19 protein-coding genes are annotated in these 16,458 nt (G+C 71.2%); 12 read left to right on the forward strand and 7 right to left on the reverse strand.

Annotated features, from left to right (window positions below; all coding sequences use genetic code 11):
- Positions 1 to 76: 76 nt before the first annotated feature.
- A complete protein-coding gene (locus tag ABS735_RS32375) occupies positions 77 to 1,699 on the reverse strand; it encodes a beta-N-acetylhexosaminidase (protein WP_373901573.1) in 1,623 nt (540 codons plus the stop codon).
- Positions 1,700 to 1,929: 230 nt separating this feature from the next.
- Here ABS735_RS32375 and ABS735_RS32380 point away from each other — a divergent pair, with 230 nt between their 5' ends.
- The 10 genes from ABS735_RS32380 to ABS735_RS32425 all read left to right on the forward strand — a co-directional run bounded on the left by ABS735_RS32380 (position 1,930) and on the right by ABS735_RS32425 (position 9,084).
- Positions 1,930 to 2,481 carry a 2-oxo-4-hydroxy-4-carboxy-5-ureidoimidazoline decarboxylase gene (locus tag ABS735_RS32380; protein ID WP_373901572.1) on the forward strand — a complete coding sequence of 184 codons (552 nt, stop codon included), beginning with the start codon at positions 1,930 to 1,932 and terminating at the stop codon, positions 2,479 to 2,481.
- A gap of 180 nt (positions 2,482 to 2,661) precedes the next feature.
- On the forward strand, positions 2,662 to 3,042 hold the full coding sequence (gene sdhC / locus ABS735_RS32385) for a succinate dehydrogenase, cytochrome b556 subunit (RefSeq protein ID WP_031107855.1): 381 nt from the start codon (positions 2,662 to 2,664) through the stop codon (positions 3,040 to 3,042).
- A gap of 5 nt (positions 3,043 to 3,047) precedes the next feature.
- The gene (locus tag ABS735_RS32390) at positions 3,048 to 3,530 is read left to right on the forward strand and encodes a succinate dehydrogenase hydrophobic membrane anchor subunit (RefSeq protein ID WP_373901571.1); all 483 of its coding nucleotides are present in this window, start codon (positions 3,048 to 3,050) and stop codon (positions 3,528 to 3,530) included.
- A 19-nt stretch (positions 3,531 to 3,549) separates the two neighbouring features.
- A complete protein-coding gene (sdhA, locus tag ABS735_RS32395; protein ID WP_153178286.1) occupies positions 3,550 to 5,304 on the forward strand; it encodes a succinate dehydrogenase flavoprotein subunit in 1,755 nt (584 codons plus the stop codon).
- Positions 5,304 to 6,077, forward strand: coding sequence for a succinate dehydrogenase iron-sulfur subunit (locus ABS735_RS32400; protein WP_373901570.1), 774 nt, complete (start codon positions 5,304 to 5,306; stop codon positions 6,075 to 6,077). The genes sdhA and ABS735_RS32400 overlap by 1 nt, the downstream gene beginning before the upstream one ends.
- Positions 6,078 to 6,242: 165 nt before the next feature.
- Entirely contained in the window at positions 6,243 to 6,863 is a 621-nt protein-coding gene (locus ABS735_RS32405) for a Uma2 family endonuclease (RefSeq protein ID WP_373901569.1), read from the forward strand.
- 41 nt (positions 6,864 to 6,904) lie between these two features.
- On the forward strand, positions 6,905 to 7,315 hold the full coding sequence (locus tag ABS735_RS32410; RefSeq protein ID WP_373901568.1) for a VOC family protein: 411 nt from the start codon (positions 6,905 to 6,907) through the stop codon (positions 7,313 to 7,315).
- A gap of 96 nt (positions 7,316 to 7,411) precedes the next feature.
- Positions 7,412 to 7,819, forward strand: a complete 408-nt coding sequence (locus ABS735_RS32415; RefSeq protein ID WP_159323980.1) for a hypothetical protein — start codon at positions 7,412 to 7,414, stop codon at positions 7,817 to 7,819.
- A gap of 6 nt (positions 7,820 to 7,825) precedes the next feature.
- Complete coding sequence (locus tag ABS735_RS32420; protein WP_373901567.1) at positions 7,826 to 8,314, forward strand: thiol-disulfide oxidoreductase DCC family protein; 489 nt, start codon at positions 7,826 to 7,828, stop codon at positions 8,312 to 8,314.
- A gap of 11 nt (positions 8,315 to 8,325) precedes the next feature.
- Positions 8,326 to 9,084 carry a TetR/AcrR family transcriptional regulator gene (locus ABS735_RS32425; protein WP_373901566.1) on the forward strand — a complete coding sequence of 253 codons (759 nt, stop codon included), beginning with the start codon at positions 8,326 to 8,328 and terminating at the stop codon, positions 9,082 to 9,084.
- Here ABS735_RS32425 and ABS735_RS32430 read toward each other — a convergent pair.
- Positions 9,075 to 10,385, reverse strand: a complete 1,311-nt coding sequence (locus ABS735_RS32430; protein ID WP_373901565.1) for a metallophosphoesterase — start codon at positions 10,383 to 10,385, stop codon at positions 9,075 to 9,077. The genes ABS735_RS32425 and ABS735_RS32430 overlap by 10 nt on opposite strands.
- Positions 10,386 to 10,439: 54 nt before the next feature.
- Positions 10,440 to 10,679: an SCO4848 family membrane protein gene (locus ABS735_RS32435; RefSeq protein WP_003974124.1), complete on the reverse strand. Its 240-nt coding sequence runs from the start codon at positions 10,677 to 10,679 to the stop codon at positions 10,440 to 10,442.
- A 91-nt stretch (positions 10,680 to 10,770) separates the two neighbouring features.
- Here ABS735_RS32435 and ABS735_RS32440 point away from each other — a divergent pair, with 91 nt between their 5' ends.
- Positions 10,771 to 12,045 carry a D-alanyl-D-alanine carboxypeptidase family protein gene (locus ABS735_RS32440; RefSeq protein WP_373901564.1) on the forward strand — a complete coding sequence of 425 codons (1,275 nt, stop codon included), beginning with the start codon at positions 10,771 to 10,773 and terminating at the stop codon, positions 12,043 to 12,045.
- Here the strand turns inward: ABS735_RS32440 and ABS735_RS32445 are convergent.
- From ABS735_RS32445 to ABS735_RS32460, 4 genes are read right to left on the reverse strand one after another with little or no spacing between them, the layout of a single operon-like run.
- Positions 11,993 to 12,949, reverse strand: coding sequence for a YihY/virulence factor BrkB family protein (locus ABS735_RS32445; RefSeq protein WP_373901563.1), 957 nt, complete (start codon positions 12,947 to 12,949; stop codon positions 11,993 to 11,995). The two genes, ABS735_RS32440 and ABS735_RS32445, sit on opposite strands and share 53 nt — an antisense overlap.
- Complete coding sequence (locus ABS735_RS32450) at positions 12,937 to 13,467, reverse strand: GtrA family protein (RefSeq protein WP_373901643.1); 531 nt, start codon at positions 13,465 to 13,467, stop codon at positions 12,937 to 12,939. Before ABS735_RS32450 ends, ABS735_RS32445 begins: the two co-directional genes overlap by 13 nt.
- Positions 13,428 to 14,393, reverse strand: a complete 966-nt coding sequence (locus tag ABS735_RS32455) for a decaprenyl-phosphate phosphoribosyltransferase (protein WP_373901562.1) — start codon at positions 14,391 to 14,393, stop codon at positions 13,428 to 13,430. The genes ABS735_RS32450 and ABS735_RS32455 overlap by 40 nt, the downstream gene beginning before the upstream one ends.
- Positions 14,386 to 14,895 (reverse strand): phosphatase PAP2 family protein, encoded by a 510-nt coding sequence (locus ABS735_RS32460; RefSeq protein ID WP_373901561.1) that lies wholly within the window; start codon positions 14,893 to 14,895, stop codon positions 14,386 to 14,388. The genes ABS735_RS32455 and ABS735_RS32460 overlap by 8 nt, the downstream gene beginning before the upstream one ends.
- 133 nt (positions 14,896 to 15,028) lie before the next feature.
- Here ABS735_RS32460 and ABS735_RS32465 point away from each other — a divergent pair, with 133 nt between their 5' ends.
- Complete coding sequence (locus ABS735_RS32465; protein ID WP_373901560.1) at positions 15,029 to 16,435, forward strand: FAD-binding protein; 1,407 nt, start codon at positions 15,029 to 15,031, stop codon at positions 16,433 to 16,435.
- Positions 16,436 to 16,458: the final 23 nt, after the last annotated feature.

Raw genomic sequence — 16,458 nt, forward strand, 5'->3', positions numbered from 1 at the left:
CAAAAGACCACCACAGCCGTACGGGAGTTCGCAGCAGGATCGGACAATCGGCGCGTCGGCACCGGGACGTGAGGCGTCAGTCGAGCCGGTCCGCCAGCGACTTGAAGTCCGCCCAGGACAGCTCGGGCTTGCCGGGATCCCACAGCTTCTGGACCGTCGCGGCCAGGGGCAGCCGGATGCCCTCGGCGACCTGGGCCTGGGTCTGGGCGTTCGGGAAGTCGCCCCAGACGGCGAAGCTGCCACCGAGTATCTGGTCGTCGTACTTGGCGTCGACGGCCGTGGTGCCGCGCAGGACGCGCGGGGTCCACTGCTCGTAGATGCGCTCGCCGGTCGGGTAGACGAAGGTCTGCGGCTGGCCGAGCACGTAGTACAGGAACTCGTCGTTGTAGTTGAGGACCTGGCGGCCCGCGCTGAGGTACTCCGTCGGCGGGCGGGCGCCGATCTCCTTGCCGGTCCAGTAGGCGACCTTGATGTCCTCGATCGGCTCGACGGACGTGTCCTTGAAGAAGCCGTCGTTCCAGGCGCGCGGGGTGCGGTCGTGGGCCATGACCGTCTTGGCGCGGCCGTTGAGCCAGCCGGTGGTCAGGTCGGCGACGGTGCCGTCGGAGCCGTAGGCCTTGCGGGCGGCGGCGGCCAGCGTCGGGTAGGACGCCTCCGGGTCGGGCACCACGAGCGCCTGGTACTCGTCGGCGCCCAGGTGGAACTGGGAGCCGGGGAAGAGGTCGGCGTACTCGTTCAGCAGGTCGTCGACGATCTTCGCGGCCTCCGGCTTGGAGATGTCGATGGCGCCGCGGGTGGCCGTGCCCTGCGCGTTGCGCAGCTGCAGGTCCGGGTGCGCGGCGATCACGGCGCCGAGGTGGCCCGGCGAGTCGATCTCGGGAACGACGGTGATGTGGCGCGAGGAGGCGAGATCGATGATCTCCTTCATCTCCGCCTTGGTCAGGTGCTCGTCCGAGACGATCTCGGGATGCGAGTCGGACTCGATGCGGAAGGCCTGGTCGTCGGAGAAGTGCAGGCCCAGCTCGTTGAACTTGAGGTCGCCCAGCTCGCGTATCCGGTCCTTGATCCAGTCGGCGTCGTAGTGCTTGCGGGCGATGTCGAGCGAGAAGCCGCGCTTCGGTTTGGCCGGCTCGTCCTTCACCACGCCCTCCGGCGCGGTGCCGCCGCCGTCCACCGCCTGCTTCAGGGTGCGGGTGCCGTAGTAGACGCCGGCCTCGGCGGGCCCGGTGACGGTGACGCGGCCGTCGCGCACGGTCATGGTGTACGACTCCGCATTCGCGCCCTTGTCGGCCTTGACGTCGAGCAGCAGGTCCCCGGCGCGTTCGTCGTCCTTCTCCCCCGCGTACGTCATCCCCAGCTCGCCGGCGATCTGCTTCCCCTCGTCGGCGAGGCCGGCGTCGGCGACGACGACCCGGTGACCCTTCCCGGGCTGCCAGCCGGGGCCGCGGGCGGCGGTGTGCTCGCGCACGGCGGGTATGGTGCGCGGCTCCTCGGACAGCGGGTAGGACCGGCTGGGACTGGGCGCGGCCGCCTCGTCGGAGGAGGACCGGGCTGCCGAGCCCTCCCGTCCGCCTCCGCCGCCATCGCCGTCCGTGGCCCACAGACCGACTCCCACGCCGAGCGCGGCGACCACCGCGCCGGCGATCACGGCCCGCTGTCTCACCTTGTGCGCCGGTGTCCGGCTTCCGTGCTGGCTCACAGCGCCAACCTAGGGCCGCCGTTGCCGTCATGCGTCCACCACATGTTCTGAAACTCTCCCGTTCGGGTGAAATTCGGGCATCGGACGGACACGTGTTGCCGTCACTCGATAACGTGACGCCACATCTTTCGCACAATCCCCTGCCGACACACACGTGAAGCCCACGAGGACACACGCTGCCTGCGCACCGTCTCCCAGACCTCCCCCGCCGAGTGGCCATACCGGTACCGGTGCAAACACGCGCCACACCGGCAACGGCCACCCCGCTGGAGCGCTTCAACACGGCCCCGGCCGAGGAGGCCGCCCGGACCCTCCTCGCCTGCCTGAACAGCCACGCCTGGGCCCACCGCCTCGTCGCCCACCGCCCCTATCCGGACCTCACCGCCCTCCTGGCGGCAGCGGACGAGGCGGCGTACGACCTCTCCCCGGACGACCTGACCGAGGCCCTGGCCGCGGAGGCGCTGCCGGCCCTGCCGGAGGACACGTACGCGGCGGCCCACACGGCGCTCAGCGCGGCCGCCGCGGCCTACGAGTCCCGCTTCGGACACGCGTTCGTCATCTGTCTGGATGATCTGAAGGCGAACGAGGCCTTGGATCACGTACTTGCAGGCATCCGGTCACGTTTGGCCAACGATCCGGAAGAGGAACGCCTGGTCGCGTCCGAGGAACTGCGCCGCTTGGCGCACGGGCGAGTGTGCCGACATCTGGGGGCGCGGGGAACTGCGCGACCAGCCACCCACAGCCCGCACCCGGCAAATCACCCCGAACCCCCACTCCTTTAGCCGCCGCGCAGGAACCCCACTGCTCCTTTGAGTGCAAGTTTGATCACAACGGCAGGCCCCCCGTAAGCGCCGCGGGCAACCGTCGCTACCATGCTGGGGGCCGGTGGACCGTACCCGGCCGGGCCCGACCGACAAGGAAAGCCGGCGCGGCCCCAATCCCCGCTCCCGGAGGAAATTTCCGTGCCGGCTGGAACGCTGTACCGCGGCCGGGAAGGAATGTGGTCCTGGGTGGCTCACCGAGTCACCGGCGTCCTCATCTTCTTCTTCCTGTTCGTTCACGTGCTGGACACCGCTCTCGTGCGGGTGTCCCCCGAGGCCTACGACACCGTCGTGGCCACGTACAAGACGCCGATCGTCGCGCTGCTGGAGTACGGCCTCGTCGCCGCCATCCTCTTCCACGCGCTCAACGGCCTGCGTGTCATCGCCGTCGACTTCTGGATCAAGGGCGCCCGCTACCAGAAGCAGATGCTCTGGACCGTCGTCGCCCTGTGGGTCGTGCTGATGCTCGGGGCGATCTACCCCGTCCTCGGCCACGCCGCTCGTGAACTGTTCGGGAGCTGACGCCAATGTCCACGACTGAATCCCCCGCTTCCGGGATCGGCCCCGTCGAGGGCGCCTCCCTGTACACGGTCGACAACCCGGCGCCGCTCATCGAGGCCCCCCGCCAGCGCACGAAGAAGACCCCGAAGTCCACCCGGGGCAACTTCGAGATGGCCGCCTGGCTCTTCATGCGCCTGTCCGGCGTCGTGCTGGTCGTCCTGGTCATCGGCCACCTGCTGCTCCAGCTGGTGCTCGACGGCGGTGTCTCGAAGATCGGCTTCGCCTTCGTGGCGGGCCGCTGGGCCTCGCCGTTCTGGCAGGTCTGGGACCTCCTGATGCTCTGGCTCGCGATGCTGCACGGCGGAAACGGCCTGCGCACGGTCATCAACGACTACGCGGAGCGTCCGAACACCCGGCTGTGGCTCAAGGGCCTGCTCTACACCGCCACGGTGTTCACCATCCTGCTGGGCACGCTGGTGATCTTCACCTTCGACCCGAACATCCGCTAGGCACGGGGCTGCGAAAATCATGAAGGTACACAAGTACGACACCGTCATCGTCGGCGCCGGTGGCGCCGGCATGCGCGCGGCCATCGAGTCGACCAAGCGCAGCCGCACCGCCGTGCTGACGAAGCTCTACCCCACCCGCTCCCACACGGGTGCCGCGCAGGGCGGCATGGCCGCCGCGCTGGCCAACGTGGAGGAGGACAACTGGGAGTGGCACACCTTCGACACGGTCAAGGGCGGTGACTACCTGGTCGACCAGGACGCCGCCGAGATTCTGGCGAAGGAGGCCATCGACTCGGTCCTCGACCTGGAGAAGATGGGCCTGCCGTTCAACCGGACCCCGAACGGCACGATCGACCAGCGCCGCTTCGGCGGTCACAGCCGCAACCACGGCGAGGCCCCGGTCCGCCGCTCCTGCTACGCGGCCGACCGCACCGGTCACATGATCCTCCAGACGCTGTACCAGAACTGCGTGAAGGAGGGCGTGGAGTTCTTCAACGAGTTCTACGTCCTGGACCAGCTGATCACCGAGGTCGACGGCGTCAAGAAGTCGGCCGGCGTGGTGGCCTACGAGCTGGCGACCGGCGAGATCCACGTCTTCCAGGCGAAGTCCGTGATCTACGCCTCCGGCGGCACCGGCAAGTTCTTCAAGGTGACCTCCAACGCGCACACGCTCACCGGTGACGGCCAGGCGGCCGTGTACCGGCGCGGGCTGCCGCTGGAGGACATGGAGTTCTTCCAGTTCCACCCGACCGGCATCTGGCGCATGGGCATCCTGCTGACGGAGGGCGCCCGCGGTGAGGGCGGCATCCTCCGCAACAAGGACGGCGAGCGCTTCATGGAGAAGTACGCGCCGGTCATGAAGGACCTCGCCTCGCGTGACGTCGTCTCGCGCTCCATCTACACGGAGATCCGCGAGGGCCGCGGCTGCGGCCCCGAGGGCGACCACGTCTACCTGGACCTCACCCACCTCCCGCCGGAGCAGCTGGACGCCAAGCTGCCCGACATCACGGAGTTCGCGCGGACCTACCTCGGCATCGAGCCCTACACGGACCCGATCCCGATCCAGCCCACCGCGCACTACGCCATGGGCGGCATCCCGACCAACGTCGAGGGTGAGGTCCTCAGCGACAACACCACCGTCGTCCCCGGCCTGTACGCGGCCGGCGAGGTCGCCTGCGTGTCCGTGCACGGCGCCAACCGCCTGGGCACCAACTCGCTGCTCGACATCAACGTCTTCGGCCGCCGCGCGGGCATCGCCGCCGCGGAGTACGCGCAGAAGGCGGACTTCGTCGAGCTGCCCGAGGACCCGGAGTCCCTGGTCGTCGAGCAGATCGAGCGGCTGCGGTCGTCCACCGGCACCGAGCGGGTGGCGACGATCCGCCGCGAGCTGCAGGAGTGCATGGACGCCAACGTCATGGTGTTCCGCACCGAGCAGACGATCAAGACGGCCGTCGAGAAGATCGCCGAGCTGCGCGCCCGCTACAAGAACGTGTCGATCCAGGACAAGGGCCGGCGCTTCAACACCGACCTGCTGGAGGCCGTCGAGCTGGGCAACCTGCTCGACCTGGCCGAGGTGATGGCGGTCTCCGCCCTCGCCCGCAAGGAGTCGCGCGGCGGTCACTACCGCGAGGACTTCCCCAACCGCGACGACGTCAACTTCATGCGCCACACCATGGCGTACCGCGAGGTGGGCGACGACGGCGCCGAGTCCATCCGGCTCGACTACAAGCCGGTCGTCCAGACCCGCTACCAGCCGATGGAGCGTAAGTACTGATGGCTACCCCTGTCATGGAGAAGAGCGACAAGGCCCCGGAGCCGGGCTTCGCCGACTCTCCCTACATCACGGTCACCTTCCGCGTCCGGCGGTTCAACCCGGAGGTCGCGGCCGAGGCGACCTGGGAAGACTTCCAGCTGGAGATCGACCCGAAGGAGCGCGTCCTCGACGCGCTGCACAAGATCAAGTGGGAACTGGACGGCACCCTGACGTTCCGCCGTTCCTGCGCGCACGGCATCTGCGGCTCGGACGCCATGCGGATCAACGGCAAGAACCGCCTCGCCTGCAAGACGCTGATCAAGGACCTCGGCCCCGAGAAGCCGATCACGGTCGAGCCCATAAAGGGCCTGACGGTCCTCAAGGACCTGGTCGTCGACATGGAGCCGTTCTTCCAGGCGTACCGGGACGTGATGCCCTTCCTGATCACGAAGGACACCAACGAGCCGACGCGTGAGCGCCTCCAGACCGCCGAGGACCGCGAGCGCTTCGACGACACGACCAAGTGCATCCTGTGCGCCGCCTGCACGTCCTCGTGCCCGGTGTTCTGGAACGACGGCCAGTACTTCGGCCCGGCCGCGATCGTCAACGCCCACCGCTTCATCTTCGACTCGCGCGACGAGGCCGGCGAGCAGCGGCTGGAGATCCTGAACGACCGCGACGGCGTGTGGCGCTGCCGTACGACCTTCAACTGCACGGACGCCTGCCCGCGCGGCATCGAGGTCACCAAGGCCATCGCGGAGGTGAAGCGAGCGCTGATCACGCGCCGCTTCTGACTCCGTCGGTGTACGCCGGTTCACGGCTGTGAGGGCCCCGTTTCCCCTGGAAGCGGGGCCCTCTGGCATATGCCACACCATCGGGTGAACCCGTCGGCAACGGGCCGTACAGCTACCCTCCGTCCTACGATGATGGCCTCGACACCAGCCCCTAGGAGGCACGCGATGTCCGCAGCATCCGTCGAGCTGCCCCACGGCGACCTTCCGCTGATCGCGGAGGCGAACCGCCTCATGGAGCGCAATCCGGGCTACCGCGTCGAGATCATCGGAGGCCAGCTCGTCGTGACCCCGCCACCGGACGTTCCGCACTCGCGGGCCCTCACCAAACTCATGCGCCCGTTCATCGCGGCGGGCCTGGACGATGGCGAGACCGAAGTACACCAGGGCATCGGACTCTGGCTGCCCATGGACGCCGAGGACTACGCGATTCCCGACCTGGCGATCGTGGACGCCGACATCGACGACCACCTCGTCGAGAACAACTGCTACGACCCGGTCTGCTTCCGCCTCGTCCTGGAGGTCACCTCCAGCAACTGGAAGAACGACCTGAGGACCAAGGTCACCGCCTACGCCGCCGCCATGGTCCCCGTCTACGTGATCGTCGACCGCAAGCACCAGCGCCTGCACGTCCTCACCGACCCCGACTGCGCCGACTACTCCACCCACCGCGTCCACTCCCCCGGTGAGACCGTCACCCTCCCCGACTCCCTCGGTGCCGAGGTCACGCTGGACGTCGCCGAGATCCTTGCCGCCGGACGGCCGAAGCCCGCGCCCGACGAGGGCTGACAATCAGCCGTTCCGGGCGACGATCGTCCTAACCTGACGCCATGTCAGATGACGAGTCGTACGAACTGCTCGGGTTCGACAACGTACTGCTGCCCGTCGGGGACCTCGCCGAGGCCGTCGGGTTCTACGAGCGGGCCGGCTTCCCGGTCGCCTACCGGCTCGACGAAGCCGGGATCGCACTGCTGAAGGTGGGCGTCGAGACGCCGGGGCTCCTGCTGCGCGTGGAGGAGGAGTTCGGGCGCCAGCCGCCGATGTGGCCCTCCGCGCGGGTGTGGCTGGAGGTGACCGACGCCCGGGAGGCGGCCCGCGCGCTGCGCGAGGCGGGGGTGCCGCCGCTGGACGAGCCGTTCCCCGTGGCCACCGGCTGGACCGTCGAGTTCGCCGACCCGTGGGGCAACGTCATCGGCCTCACGGACTACTCCAAGCGCCCGGAACTGGGCCGCCGCCCCTGAGCCGCCCGCGCCCGCGGATCAGGCTTGAACGCGTTCAAAAACAGGTCTACAGTCAGCCCTGTCAGCGTTTTGAACGCGTTCAAGAAGGGGTGGGGCATGGACCGCACCGTCATCGCCTACGTCATCTACCTGGCCGTCAGCATCGGTCTGACCGTCTGGGTGGCCCGCACGCTCAGCCGCAACGGACGGGTGTTCCTCGCCGACGTCCTGCACGGCAACGAGAAGCTCGCGGACGCCGTCAACCACCTCCTGGTGGTCGGCTTCTACCTCGTCAATCTCGGCTTCGTCGCCCTCTACCTGAGCGACGACGAGACCATCACCGACACCCGGGGCATCTTCGAGGCGCTGTCGACCAAGCTCGGCGTGGTGCTGCTGGTGCTCGGCGTGATGCACCTGGGCAACGTGTACGTGCTCAACAAGATCCGGCGGCGCGGGCTGATGGAGCGCGAGCAGGTGCCGCCGGTCCCGCCGCAGGGCTGGGTGGCACCGACGGCGGGGGCCTGAACACCGATGGCTCCCGCTGCCGGGACGACGGCCGGCGCCCCCGTGCGCCGGCTCACCGTCCTCTACGACGCCGAGTGCTCCCTGTGCACCCACGTACGTGACTGGCTGCTGCACCAGCCCCGGCTGGTGCCGCTGGAGCTGGTCCCGGCCGCCTCGGACGAGGCGCGCAGGCGCTTCCCCGGGCTCGACCACGGGGCCACCCTCGACGAGGTCACCGCCGTGGGCGACGCCGGGCAGGTCTACCGGGGCGCCGCCGCCTGGGTGGTCGTCCTGTGGGCGCTGCGCCGGTACCGCAGGCTCGCCCACCGGCTCAGTACGCCCAAGGGCGCCTGGCTGGCCCGCGGGGCCGTCCTGGCCGCCGCCAAGTGGCGGGGCGGGCAGCGGCAGTGGGGCGGCAACGGATACCGCCGCGCGGACGGCTGGGTCTACGAGCCCGGCCTGGGGTGGCTGTACACCGGGCCGGGCTGTGACGACAGCACCTGTACCACTGGATAGGCTCTGGACCCGTGCCTGCGACCAACGACGGCCCCGACGACGGTGCCCACCTCAGCAAGTCCGAGCAGACCCGCGCGCTGATCCTGGAGACGGCCATGCGGCTGTTCCAGGAACGGGGTTACGACCGGACCACGATGCGGGCCATCGCCCAGGAGGCCGGGGTCTCCGTCGGCAACGCGTACTACTACTTCGCCGGCAAGGAACACCTGATCCAGGGCTTCTACGACCGGATCGCCGCAGAGCACCAGGCGGCGGTCCGCGAGGTCCTGGCCAGGGAGACCGACCTGGAGGCACGGCTGGCGGGCGTGCTGAAGGTCTGGCTGGACATCGCCACGCCGTACCACGAGTTCGCGGTGCAGTTCTTCAAGAACGCCGCCGACCCGGACAGCCCGCTCAGCCCCTTCTCCCCGGAGTCGGAGCACGCGCGCGTGGAGGCCATCAGCATCCACCGCGCGGTGCTCGCCGGGGCGAAGACCAAGGTGCCCGAGGAGCTGCGGGACATCCTGCCCGAGCTGATGTGGCTCTCCCAGATGGGCCTGGTCCTGTACTGGATCTTCGACCGCACCGAGGGCCGCGAGCGCAGCTACCGCCTCGCCGAACGCGGCGCCCGGCTCACCGCGCGGGGCGTCGTGCTGGCCCGCTTCCGGGTGCTGCGTCCGCTGGTACGCGAGGTGCACGAGCTGTTCACGGACTTCCTGCCGGGGATGACGAAGGCCCTGCCGGACCCCGCCTCCCGCAAGACCGCCCGCGAGCCCGGCGATCAGGCCTGACGGGACGCCAGCTCGATCACCGTGATGTCCGAGGGCGCCCCCACGCGCGTGGGAGGCCCCCAGGCGCCCGCGCCGCGGCTGACGTACAGCTGGGTGTCGCCGTAGCGCTCCAGGCCCGCCACCGTCGGGTTGGCGGCGGCCGCGATGAGGTTGCCGGGCCAGAGCTGGCCGCCGTGGGTGTGGCCGGAGAGCTGGAGGTCGACGCCGTGGTCGACGGCGTCGTGGATCTGCACCGGCTGGTGGGCGAGGAGCACGCATGCGCGGGAGCGGTCCCGGTCGCCGAGGGCCCTGGCGTAGTCGGGGCCCTGGCCCTCGTCCTCGCCCGCCACGTCGTTGACCCCGGCGAGGTCGAAGTGGGGCAGCTCGGTGCGGGCGTTCTCCAGCGGGAGCAGCCCGAGCCGCCGCACCTCGGCGACCCACTGCTCGGCGCCGGAGAAGTACTCGTGGTTGCCGGTGACGAAGTACGCGCCGTGCCGTGCCCTCAGCCGGGACAGCGGGGCGGCGGCCGGGCCGAGGTCCTTCACGCTGCCGTCGACCAGGTCGCCGACGACGGCGATCAGGTCGGGCTGCGTGGCGTTGATGGTGTCGACGACCTGCTGCGCGAAGCCCCGGCCGAGCACCGGGCCGAGGTGGATGTCGCTGACGACGGCGATGCGGAAACCGTGCGCCGCGCGCGGGAGCTTGGCCAGCGGCACGGTGACCCGCTTCACCTTCGGGCCGCTCAGCACGCCGTACGTGCCGTAGCCGACCGTCCCGACGGCCGCCGCGGCGGCGGCACCGGCGACGACGCGGGAGACGAACAGCCGGCGGGAGGGGACGGCCAGGGGGCTCACGGACGCGTTCTCGGCGCCGGGGCCCGGCACCTCGGGTGCCTCAGGCGTCTCGGGCGCCTTCGGCGGAGCCGTTCCGGCCGGTATGCGCTTCGTGTCCTCGGCCTGGGACACCGACGGCTCCGCCCCCTCCGTGCGCCGCGCGGCCGCCCGGCGCTCCAGGAACCGCCGCAGCAGCGGCCGGACGATCTCGCCCGCGACCACCGCGAGCAGCAGGTAGATCGACAGGGCCAGCCACAGGAAGCCCGGCCAGGCCAGCGCCCGCTGGAGCCAGAACGGGGCACCCGCGCGCTCGGCGACCAGCGCGCCGACCGCCAGCAGCCAGCCCCCGGCGATCACCGCCGCGCCGATCCGGCGCACCGGGCCCGGAGCGCTGGTCGTGTCTCGGAACAGGCGCCGCCACACGTACCGGTTGGCCGTCACGAGGACGCCCACCACCAGCAACGCGACCAGCACGAAGACGACCACCATGCCGTCGTATCCCCTCGGTTGTGACGCCCGGGGCGTCCGGGCCGTCCTCGACGCCTATGACGTTCGGCGCAGTGCGCGCACCCCGCGCAACCCGATGACCCCGACGACCGTCCCCAATACGAAGGAGACGATCGCGAGCAGCAGGTGCACCCAGAAGTACGCCGTGGGGTCGCCGTCCTCGAAGGCGAGCCCGCTGCCGTCCTTGACCAGGTTTTTGACGAAAGTGATCCAGATGATCCAGCTCCACACCCCGAAAGCGAGCAGGAACCAGGAGACGGGGCGGCTGAGCTTCATGGGTTCAGTATCTCCGCCGCGTGTCCGGATCCGTGCACGGGGTGGGGAGGGGGGTGGGACCGACGCGATCACTGGGGGTACGTTTCCGCTCGTGCCCGCTCCCAAGAAGACCCTCAGGCGATCCCTGACGGTCACCTCCGCCGCCCTGACCGCTCTCGCCCTCCTCTCCCCCGCCGCGCTCGCCGCACCCAGTCCGTCGGCCAGCCCGTCGGCCACTCCCCCGGCGTCGACGTCGATCGTGGGCGGCGCAAGGCTCGGGAAGCCCGGGACGCAGGTGGACCTGGCGGGCGGGGCGCCGGTGCTGCCGAAGGACCTCACGGCCCGTTCGTGGATCGTGGCGGACGCCGAGTCGGGCGACGTGCTGGCCGCGCACAACGCGCACTGGCGGCTGGCTCCGGCGAGCACCCTGAAGATGCTGTTCGCGGACACGCTGCTGCCGAAGTGGCCGAAGACCACGAAGCGCAAGGTCGAGGTCTCGGACCTCGCGGGCATCGGCTCCGGGTCCAGCATGGTCGGTGTCAAGGAGGAGGAGACCTACACCGTCCACGACCTGTGGCTCGGGGTCTTCCTGCGCTCCGGCAACGACGCGGTGCACGTGCTGTCCGCCATGAACGGCGGCGTCGAGAAGACCGTCGCGGACATGAACGCGCACGCCGAGGAACTGCAGGCCCTCGACACCACCGCGGTCAGCCCCGACGGCTACGACATGCCGGGGCAGGTGTCCTCCGCGTACGACCTGACGCTGTTCGCCCGTTCGGGGCTGCAGAAGAAGGACTTCCGCGAGTACGCCTCGACCGTCCGGGCGAAGTTCCCGGGCGAGACGAAGAAGGACAAGAAGGGCAAGACGTCCCGCAAGCCCTTCGAGATCCAGAACACCAACCGGCTCCTGGCCGGCGACTACGACGTGGAGGTCTACCCGGGCATCGCGGGCGTGAAGAACGGCAACACCACCAACGCGGGCGCCACCTTCACGGGCGTCGCCGAGCGCGACGGCCGGGTGCTGCTCGTCACCGTGATGAACCCGGCGAAGGACGAGCACAACGAGGTCTACAAGGAGACCGCCCGCCTGTTCGACTGGGGGTTCGCGGCGGCCGGCAAGGCGCGGCCGGTGGGGCAGCTGGTGGGACCGAGGAGCGCCGCTCAGGCGAGCCCCTCGGCCGAGGCCTCCGGTGAGGCCGGCGGCACCGGCAAGGGCGCGGGAGGCACGAAGCCGGTGGCGGGCGCCCCGGCCGCGGGCGGCGCCGGCGGGGTCGGGATCGCCGCCGGCATCACCGCCGGGGTGCTGGTGCTGCTCGCGGGCGGCGCGTTCCTGATCAACCGGAAGTGGCCGTTGCCGGACCTGGTCCGCCGCCGGACCCGTCCTTGACGTCCGGGTCGCCCCCGGCTCCGTCGTCCCCGGCGCCCTCGTCGCCCACCTCCTGCTCCTTGCTGCCCGTCGCCGTCCAGGAGGCGCAGAACAGCACCAGCTTGGCGGTGAAGTTGATCCACAGCAGCAGGGCGACGGGGACGCCGAAGGCGCCGTACATGCTCTTCGCGGCGACGCCCTGGATGTAGCCGCTGAGCAGCAGCTTGAGCAGCTCGAAGCCGACCGCGCCGATCAGTGCGGCCACCACCAGGCGGCGGCGTTCGGGCTGGACGCCGGGGAGCAGGGTCAGGACGTACAGCAGCAGGAGGAAGTCGGCGAGGACGGCGACGGCGAAGGCGGCGACGTAGAGCAGGACGCCGCCGACACCGCCCTCGGCGAGTCCGGCCGTGCGGATGATCCAGCCGACCAGCGCCGAGGCGACGGTGGAGATGCCGACGGTGACCAGCAGCGCGCCGCCGAGGCCGACGAGGACGCCCGCGTCCTTGGCCCGGTGCAGGATCGGGTTCTCCTCCTCGTCGGGCACCTCCCACACGGCGCGCAGACAGCCCCGGGTGGCCTCGACCCAGCCCATGCCGGTGAACAGCAGCAGGAGGGCGGCGATGACGCCGACGGTGCCGGCGTTGTCGACGAGGCCCTGGATGTTCAGCTGGTCGGAGATGCCGGGGATCTGCTCGGCGAGCTTGTCCTGGAGCTTGTTTTGCTGCTTCTTGTTGAGCGTGGCGGCGGCGACGGCGGCGGCGAGGCTGAGCAGCGGGAAGAGCGCGACGAAGCTGGTGAAGGTCATGGCGGCGGCGAGCCGGGACCACTTCACCCGGTCGAGCCGCTCGTACGAGCGCCAGGCGTGCGTGGTCATCAGGCGCGCGATCCAGGGCCCCACGACGGGGAGCTTCTTCAGCCAGTCCATGATCCGACCCTGCCCCCGCTCGTCCCGTTCCATGATCTCGTCCGGCCACCGGATCCGCCGCCGGTGTGGTCACCGGCTCCGGTCCCGGACCGGAAGACCAGTGTTCTTGTGCCCCAGAAGCGCAGGATCGTGCCCAGGATCATGCCGACCCCGGCACCGGAGACCGTGTCGGCCCGCTGCGAGGTGAGGCCGAGGCCGTAGTGGCTGACGGCCAGGCAGAGCAGCTGTACGGCGGCGCCGGCGGCGTTCACGGCGAAGAACACGACGCAGGGCCGCAGGCCCCGGGGGCGGCGGACGTGGCGGTAGGTGCCCAGCGCGTTGCCCGCGTAGGCGACCGAGCACCCGGCGACGAAGGAGAGGGTCTTGGCGGTGAGCGGGTCGAGTCCGGCCGGGCCGCGCAGGCAGGTGAAGAGGCCGAGGTCGACGGCGTAGGCGAGCAGCCCGGCCGAGGCGAAGCCCAGCAGTTCGCGCCGGTCGGCTACCAATTGGCCACCGCCAGCCCGTACATCGCGAGCCAGACCACGCCGATCAGCGCGAGGGCGCGGTCGCGCAGGACGACGTCCTCGGGTTCGCCGGCGGTGCCGCGGTCGGCGAAGACCGCGTAGCGCAGGACGGCGAGGACGAAGGCGACCATGGACAGCTGGCGCCAGGGCAGCACGCTGGTGTGCGGGACGCCGCCCTCCTCCATGGCCCACAGGCAGTAGCCGAGGACGGCGACACCGGCGGCGAGCTGCCAGACGAAGCGCAGGTAGCCGGTGGTGTACTCGGTGAGCAGCGCGCGCGTGGCGCCCTCCTTCCCGGCCATCTGGACGGCTTCGGAGTAGCGCTTGGCGGCGACCATGAAAAGGGCGCCGAAACCGGTCGTGATGAGGAACCAGCGCGACAGCGGGATGCCGAGCGCGAGTCCGCCGATCATCGCCCGCATCAGGAAACCGGTGGTGACGACGGCGAGGTCGACGACCAGGACGTGCTTGAGGCTGACGCAGTACGCCAGTTGCATCACCAGGTAGGCGGTCAGCAGGGCCGCGACGGGCGGGGGGCACAGCCAGGCCGCGGCGACGGGCGCGAGGACGCCCAGGACTCCGCCGACGGCGTGGGCGAGCGGCACCGGGACCTGTCCGGCGGCGACCGGGCGGTGCCGTTTGACGGGGTGGGCGCGGTCGGCCTCGGCGTCGCGGGCGTCGTTGACGAGGTAGACGGCGGCGGCGCAGGCGGTGAACAGGACGAAGACGAGCGCGAGCCGGCCGAGGGCGTGGACGGAGAACAGCTCGCCGGCGGCGGCCGGGGCGGCGACGACCAGGACGTTCTTGATCCACTGCCGGGGGCGCGCGGTGCGCAGCAGCCCGGCGAGGACGCCTGTCGCGCGGGGCGGTGCGGGCTCCTGCTCCTGTTCCGGGGCGCGTTGGTGCAGGACGGCGCCGTCGGTGACGGCCGTGTCAGTCACGGGTGCCTCCGCGCATCCAGTCGGCGCCGAGGCGGGCGGTGAGCGCGCCCAGGGCGGCGCCCGCCGCGATGTCGGAGGGGTAGTGGACGCCGACGACCAGCCGGGAGGCGCACACGGCGGCGGCGAGCGGCCAGGCGGCCCGCACCCCGAGCGCCCCGAAGACGACGGCGGCCGCGGCGGCCGAGGTGGCGTGCGAGCTGGGGAAGGAGTGCCGGCCCGCGGTGCGCACCAGGGGTTCGACGTGCGCGGGGCGGGGGCGGCGCACGACGCGCTTCACGCCCATGCTGACGACGTGGGCGCCGGCGGTGAGCGCGGTGCCGCGCAGCCAGGCCGTGCGCCGGGGTGCGTCGACGGCGGCCGCGGCGAGGCCCGCCGCGAGCCACAGCGCCCCGTGCTCCCCGGCCCAGGACAGGGCGCGCGCCGCGCCCGCGACGCGCGGGTCGGTGCCGCAGGCCCTGAGCGCGGTGACGATCCGGTGGTCCATGTCGTCGAGGTCGTCCATGTGGACTCACTGTCCACGCCCGCGGCACGGGAAGTCGGGCACGCCGGAGCGACATACCATTAATCACCCGTTTCAGGGACGGCCTGAATGTTTTGGAACTAATCATTCACATAGGGGCGATACGGTCACCGCCATGTCTGCCGACACCGTGCCCGACACCGACCGGGACCCCGGCGCCCGCCACCCCGACGCCGACTGGGACACCGTCACCGGCTGGGGCCGTACGGCGCCCACCGGGGCGCTCGTCGTCCGTCCGCGGACGTACGAGGAGGCAGCCGTCGCCGTCCGGGACTGCGGGGTGCGCGGCGGCATCGCGCGGGGGCTGGGACGGGCGTACGGGGACGCGGCGCAGAACGCGGGGGGTGCCGTCCTCGACATGACGGCCCTGGACCGCGTGCACGCCGTCGACGTCGCCGGCGGCACCGTGCTGTGCGACGCGGGCGTCTCGCTGCACCGGCTGATGCAGGTCCTGCTGCCGCTCGGCTGGTTCGTGCCGGTGACGCCCGGCACCCGCTACGTGACGGTCGGCGGGGCGATCGGCGCGGACATCCACGGCAAGAACCACCACGTCTCGGGGTCCTTCTCGCGCCACGTGCTCTCCCTGGAGCTGCTCACCGCGGACAGCCGGGTCCGCACCGTGGCCCCGGGCACGCCCCTGTTCGACGCGACCGCGGGCGGCATGGGGCTGACCGGCGTGATCCTCACCGCGACGCTGCGGCTCCAGCCGGTCGAGACGGCGCTGATGTCGGTGGACACCGAGCGGGCCGGCGACCTGGACGACCTGATGGCCCGTCTGACCGCCACCGACCACCGCTACCGCTACTCGGTCGCCTGGATCGACCTCCTCGCGCGCGGCCGGGCGACCGGCCGCGCGGTGCTCACCCGCGGCGACCACGCCCCGCTGGACGCGCTGCCCGCCCGCTCGCGCGCGCGGCGCGAGCCGCTGGCCTTCCGCACCTCCCGCCTCCCCGCGACCCCCGACTTCCTGCCGGGCGGACTGCTCAGCCGGACGACGGTGGGCCTGTTCAACGAGGTCTGGTACCGCAAGGCCCCCCGGGTGAGCCGGGGCCGGCTCCAGCGGATCTCCACCTTCTTCCACCCCCTGGACGGCGTCCCGCACTGGAACCGGGTCTACGGCCGCGGGGGCTTCGTGCAGTACCAGTTCGTCGTCGGACACGGCCGGGAGGAGGCCCTGCGCCGGATCGTGCGCCGCATCTCCGCCCGCCGCTGCCCCTCCTTCCTCGCCGTCCTCAAGCGCTTCGGCGAGGCCGACCCGGGCTGGCTCTCCTTCCCCGTCCCGGGCTGGACCCTCGCGCTGGACATCCCGGCGGGCCTGCCCGGCCTCGGCGCGTTCCTGGACGAGCTGGACGAGGAGGTCGCGGACGCCGGCGGCCGGGTCTACCTCGCCAAGGACTCCCGGCTGCGCCCGGAACTGCTCACCGCGATGTACCCCCGCCTGGACGACTTCCGCGCCCTGCGCGCGGAGCTGGACCCGCGCGGGGTGTTCGTCTCCGACCTGGCCCGCCGCCTCGCCCTCTGACACCCCTGACATGTCTGGAGCAG

The sequence above is a fragment of the Streptomyces sp. MMCC 100 genome, assembly GCF_041538145.2.
In the GTDB taxonomy this organism is placed as follows: Bacteria; Actinomycetota; Actinomycetes; order Streptomycetales; family Streptomycetaceae; genus Streptomyces.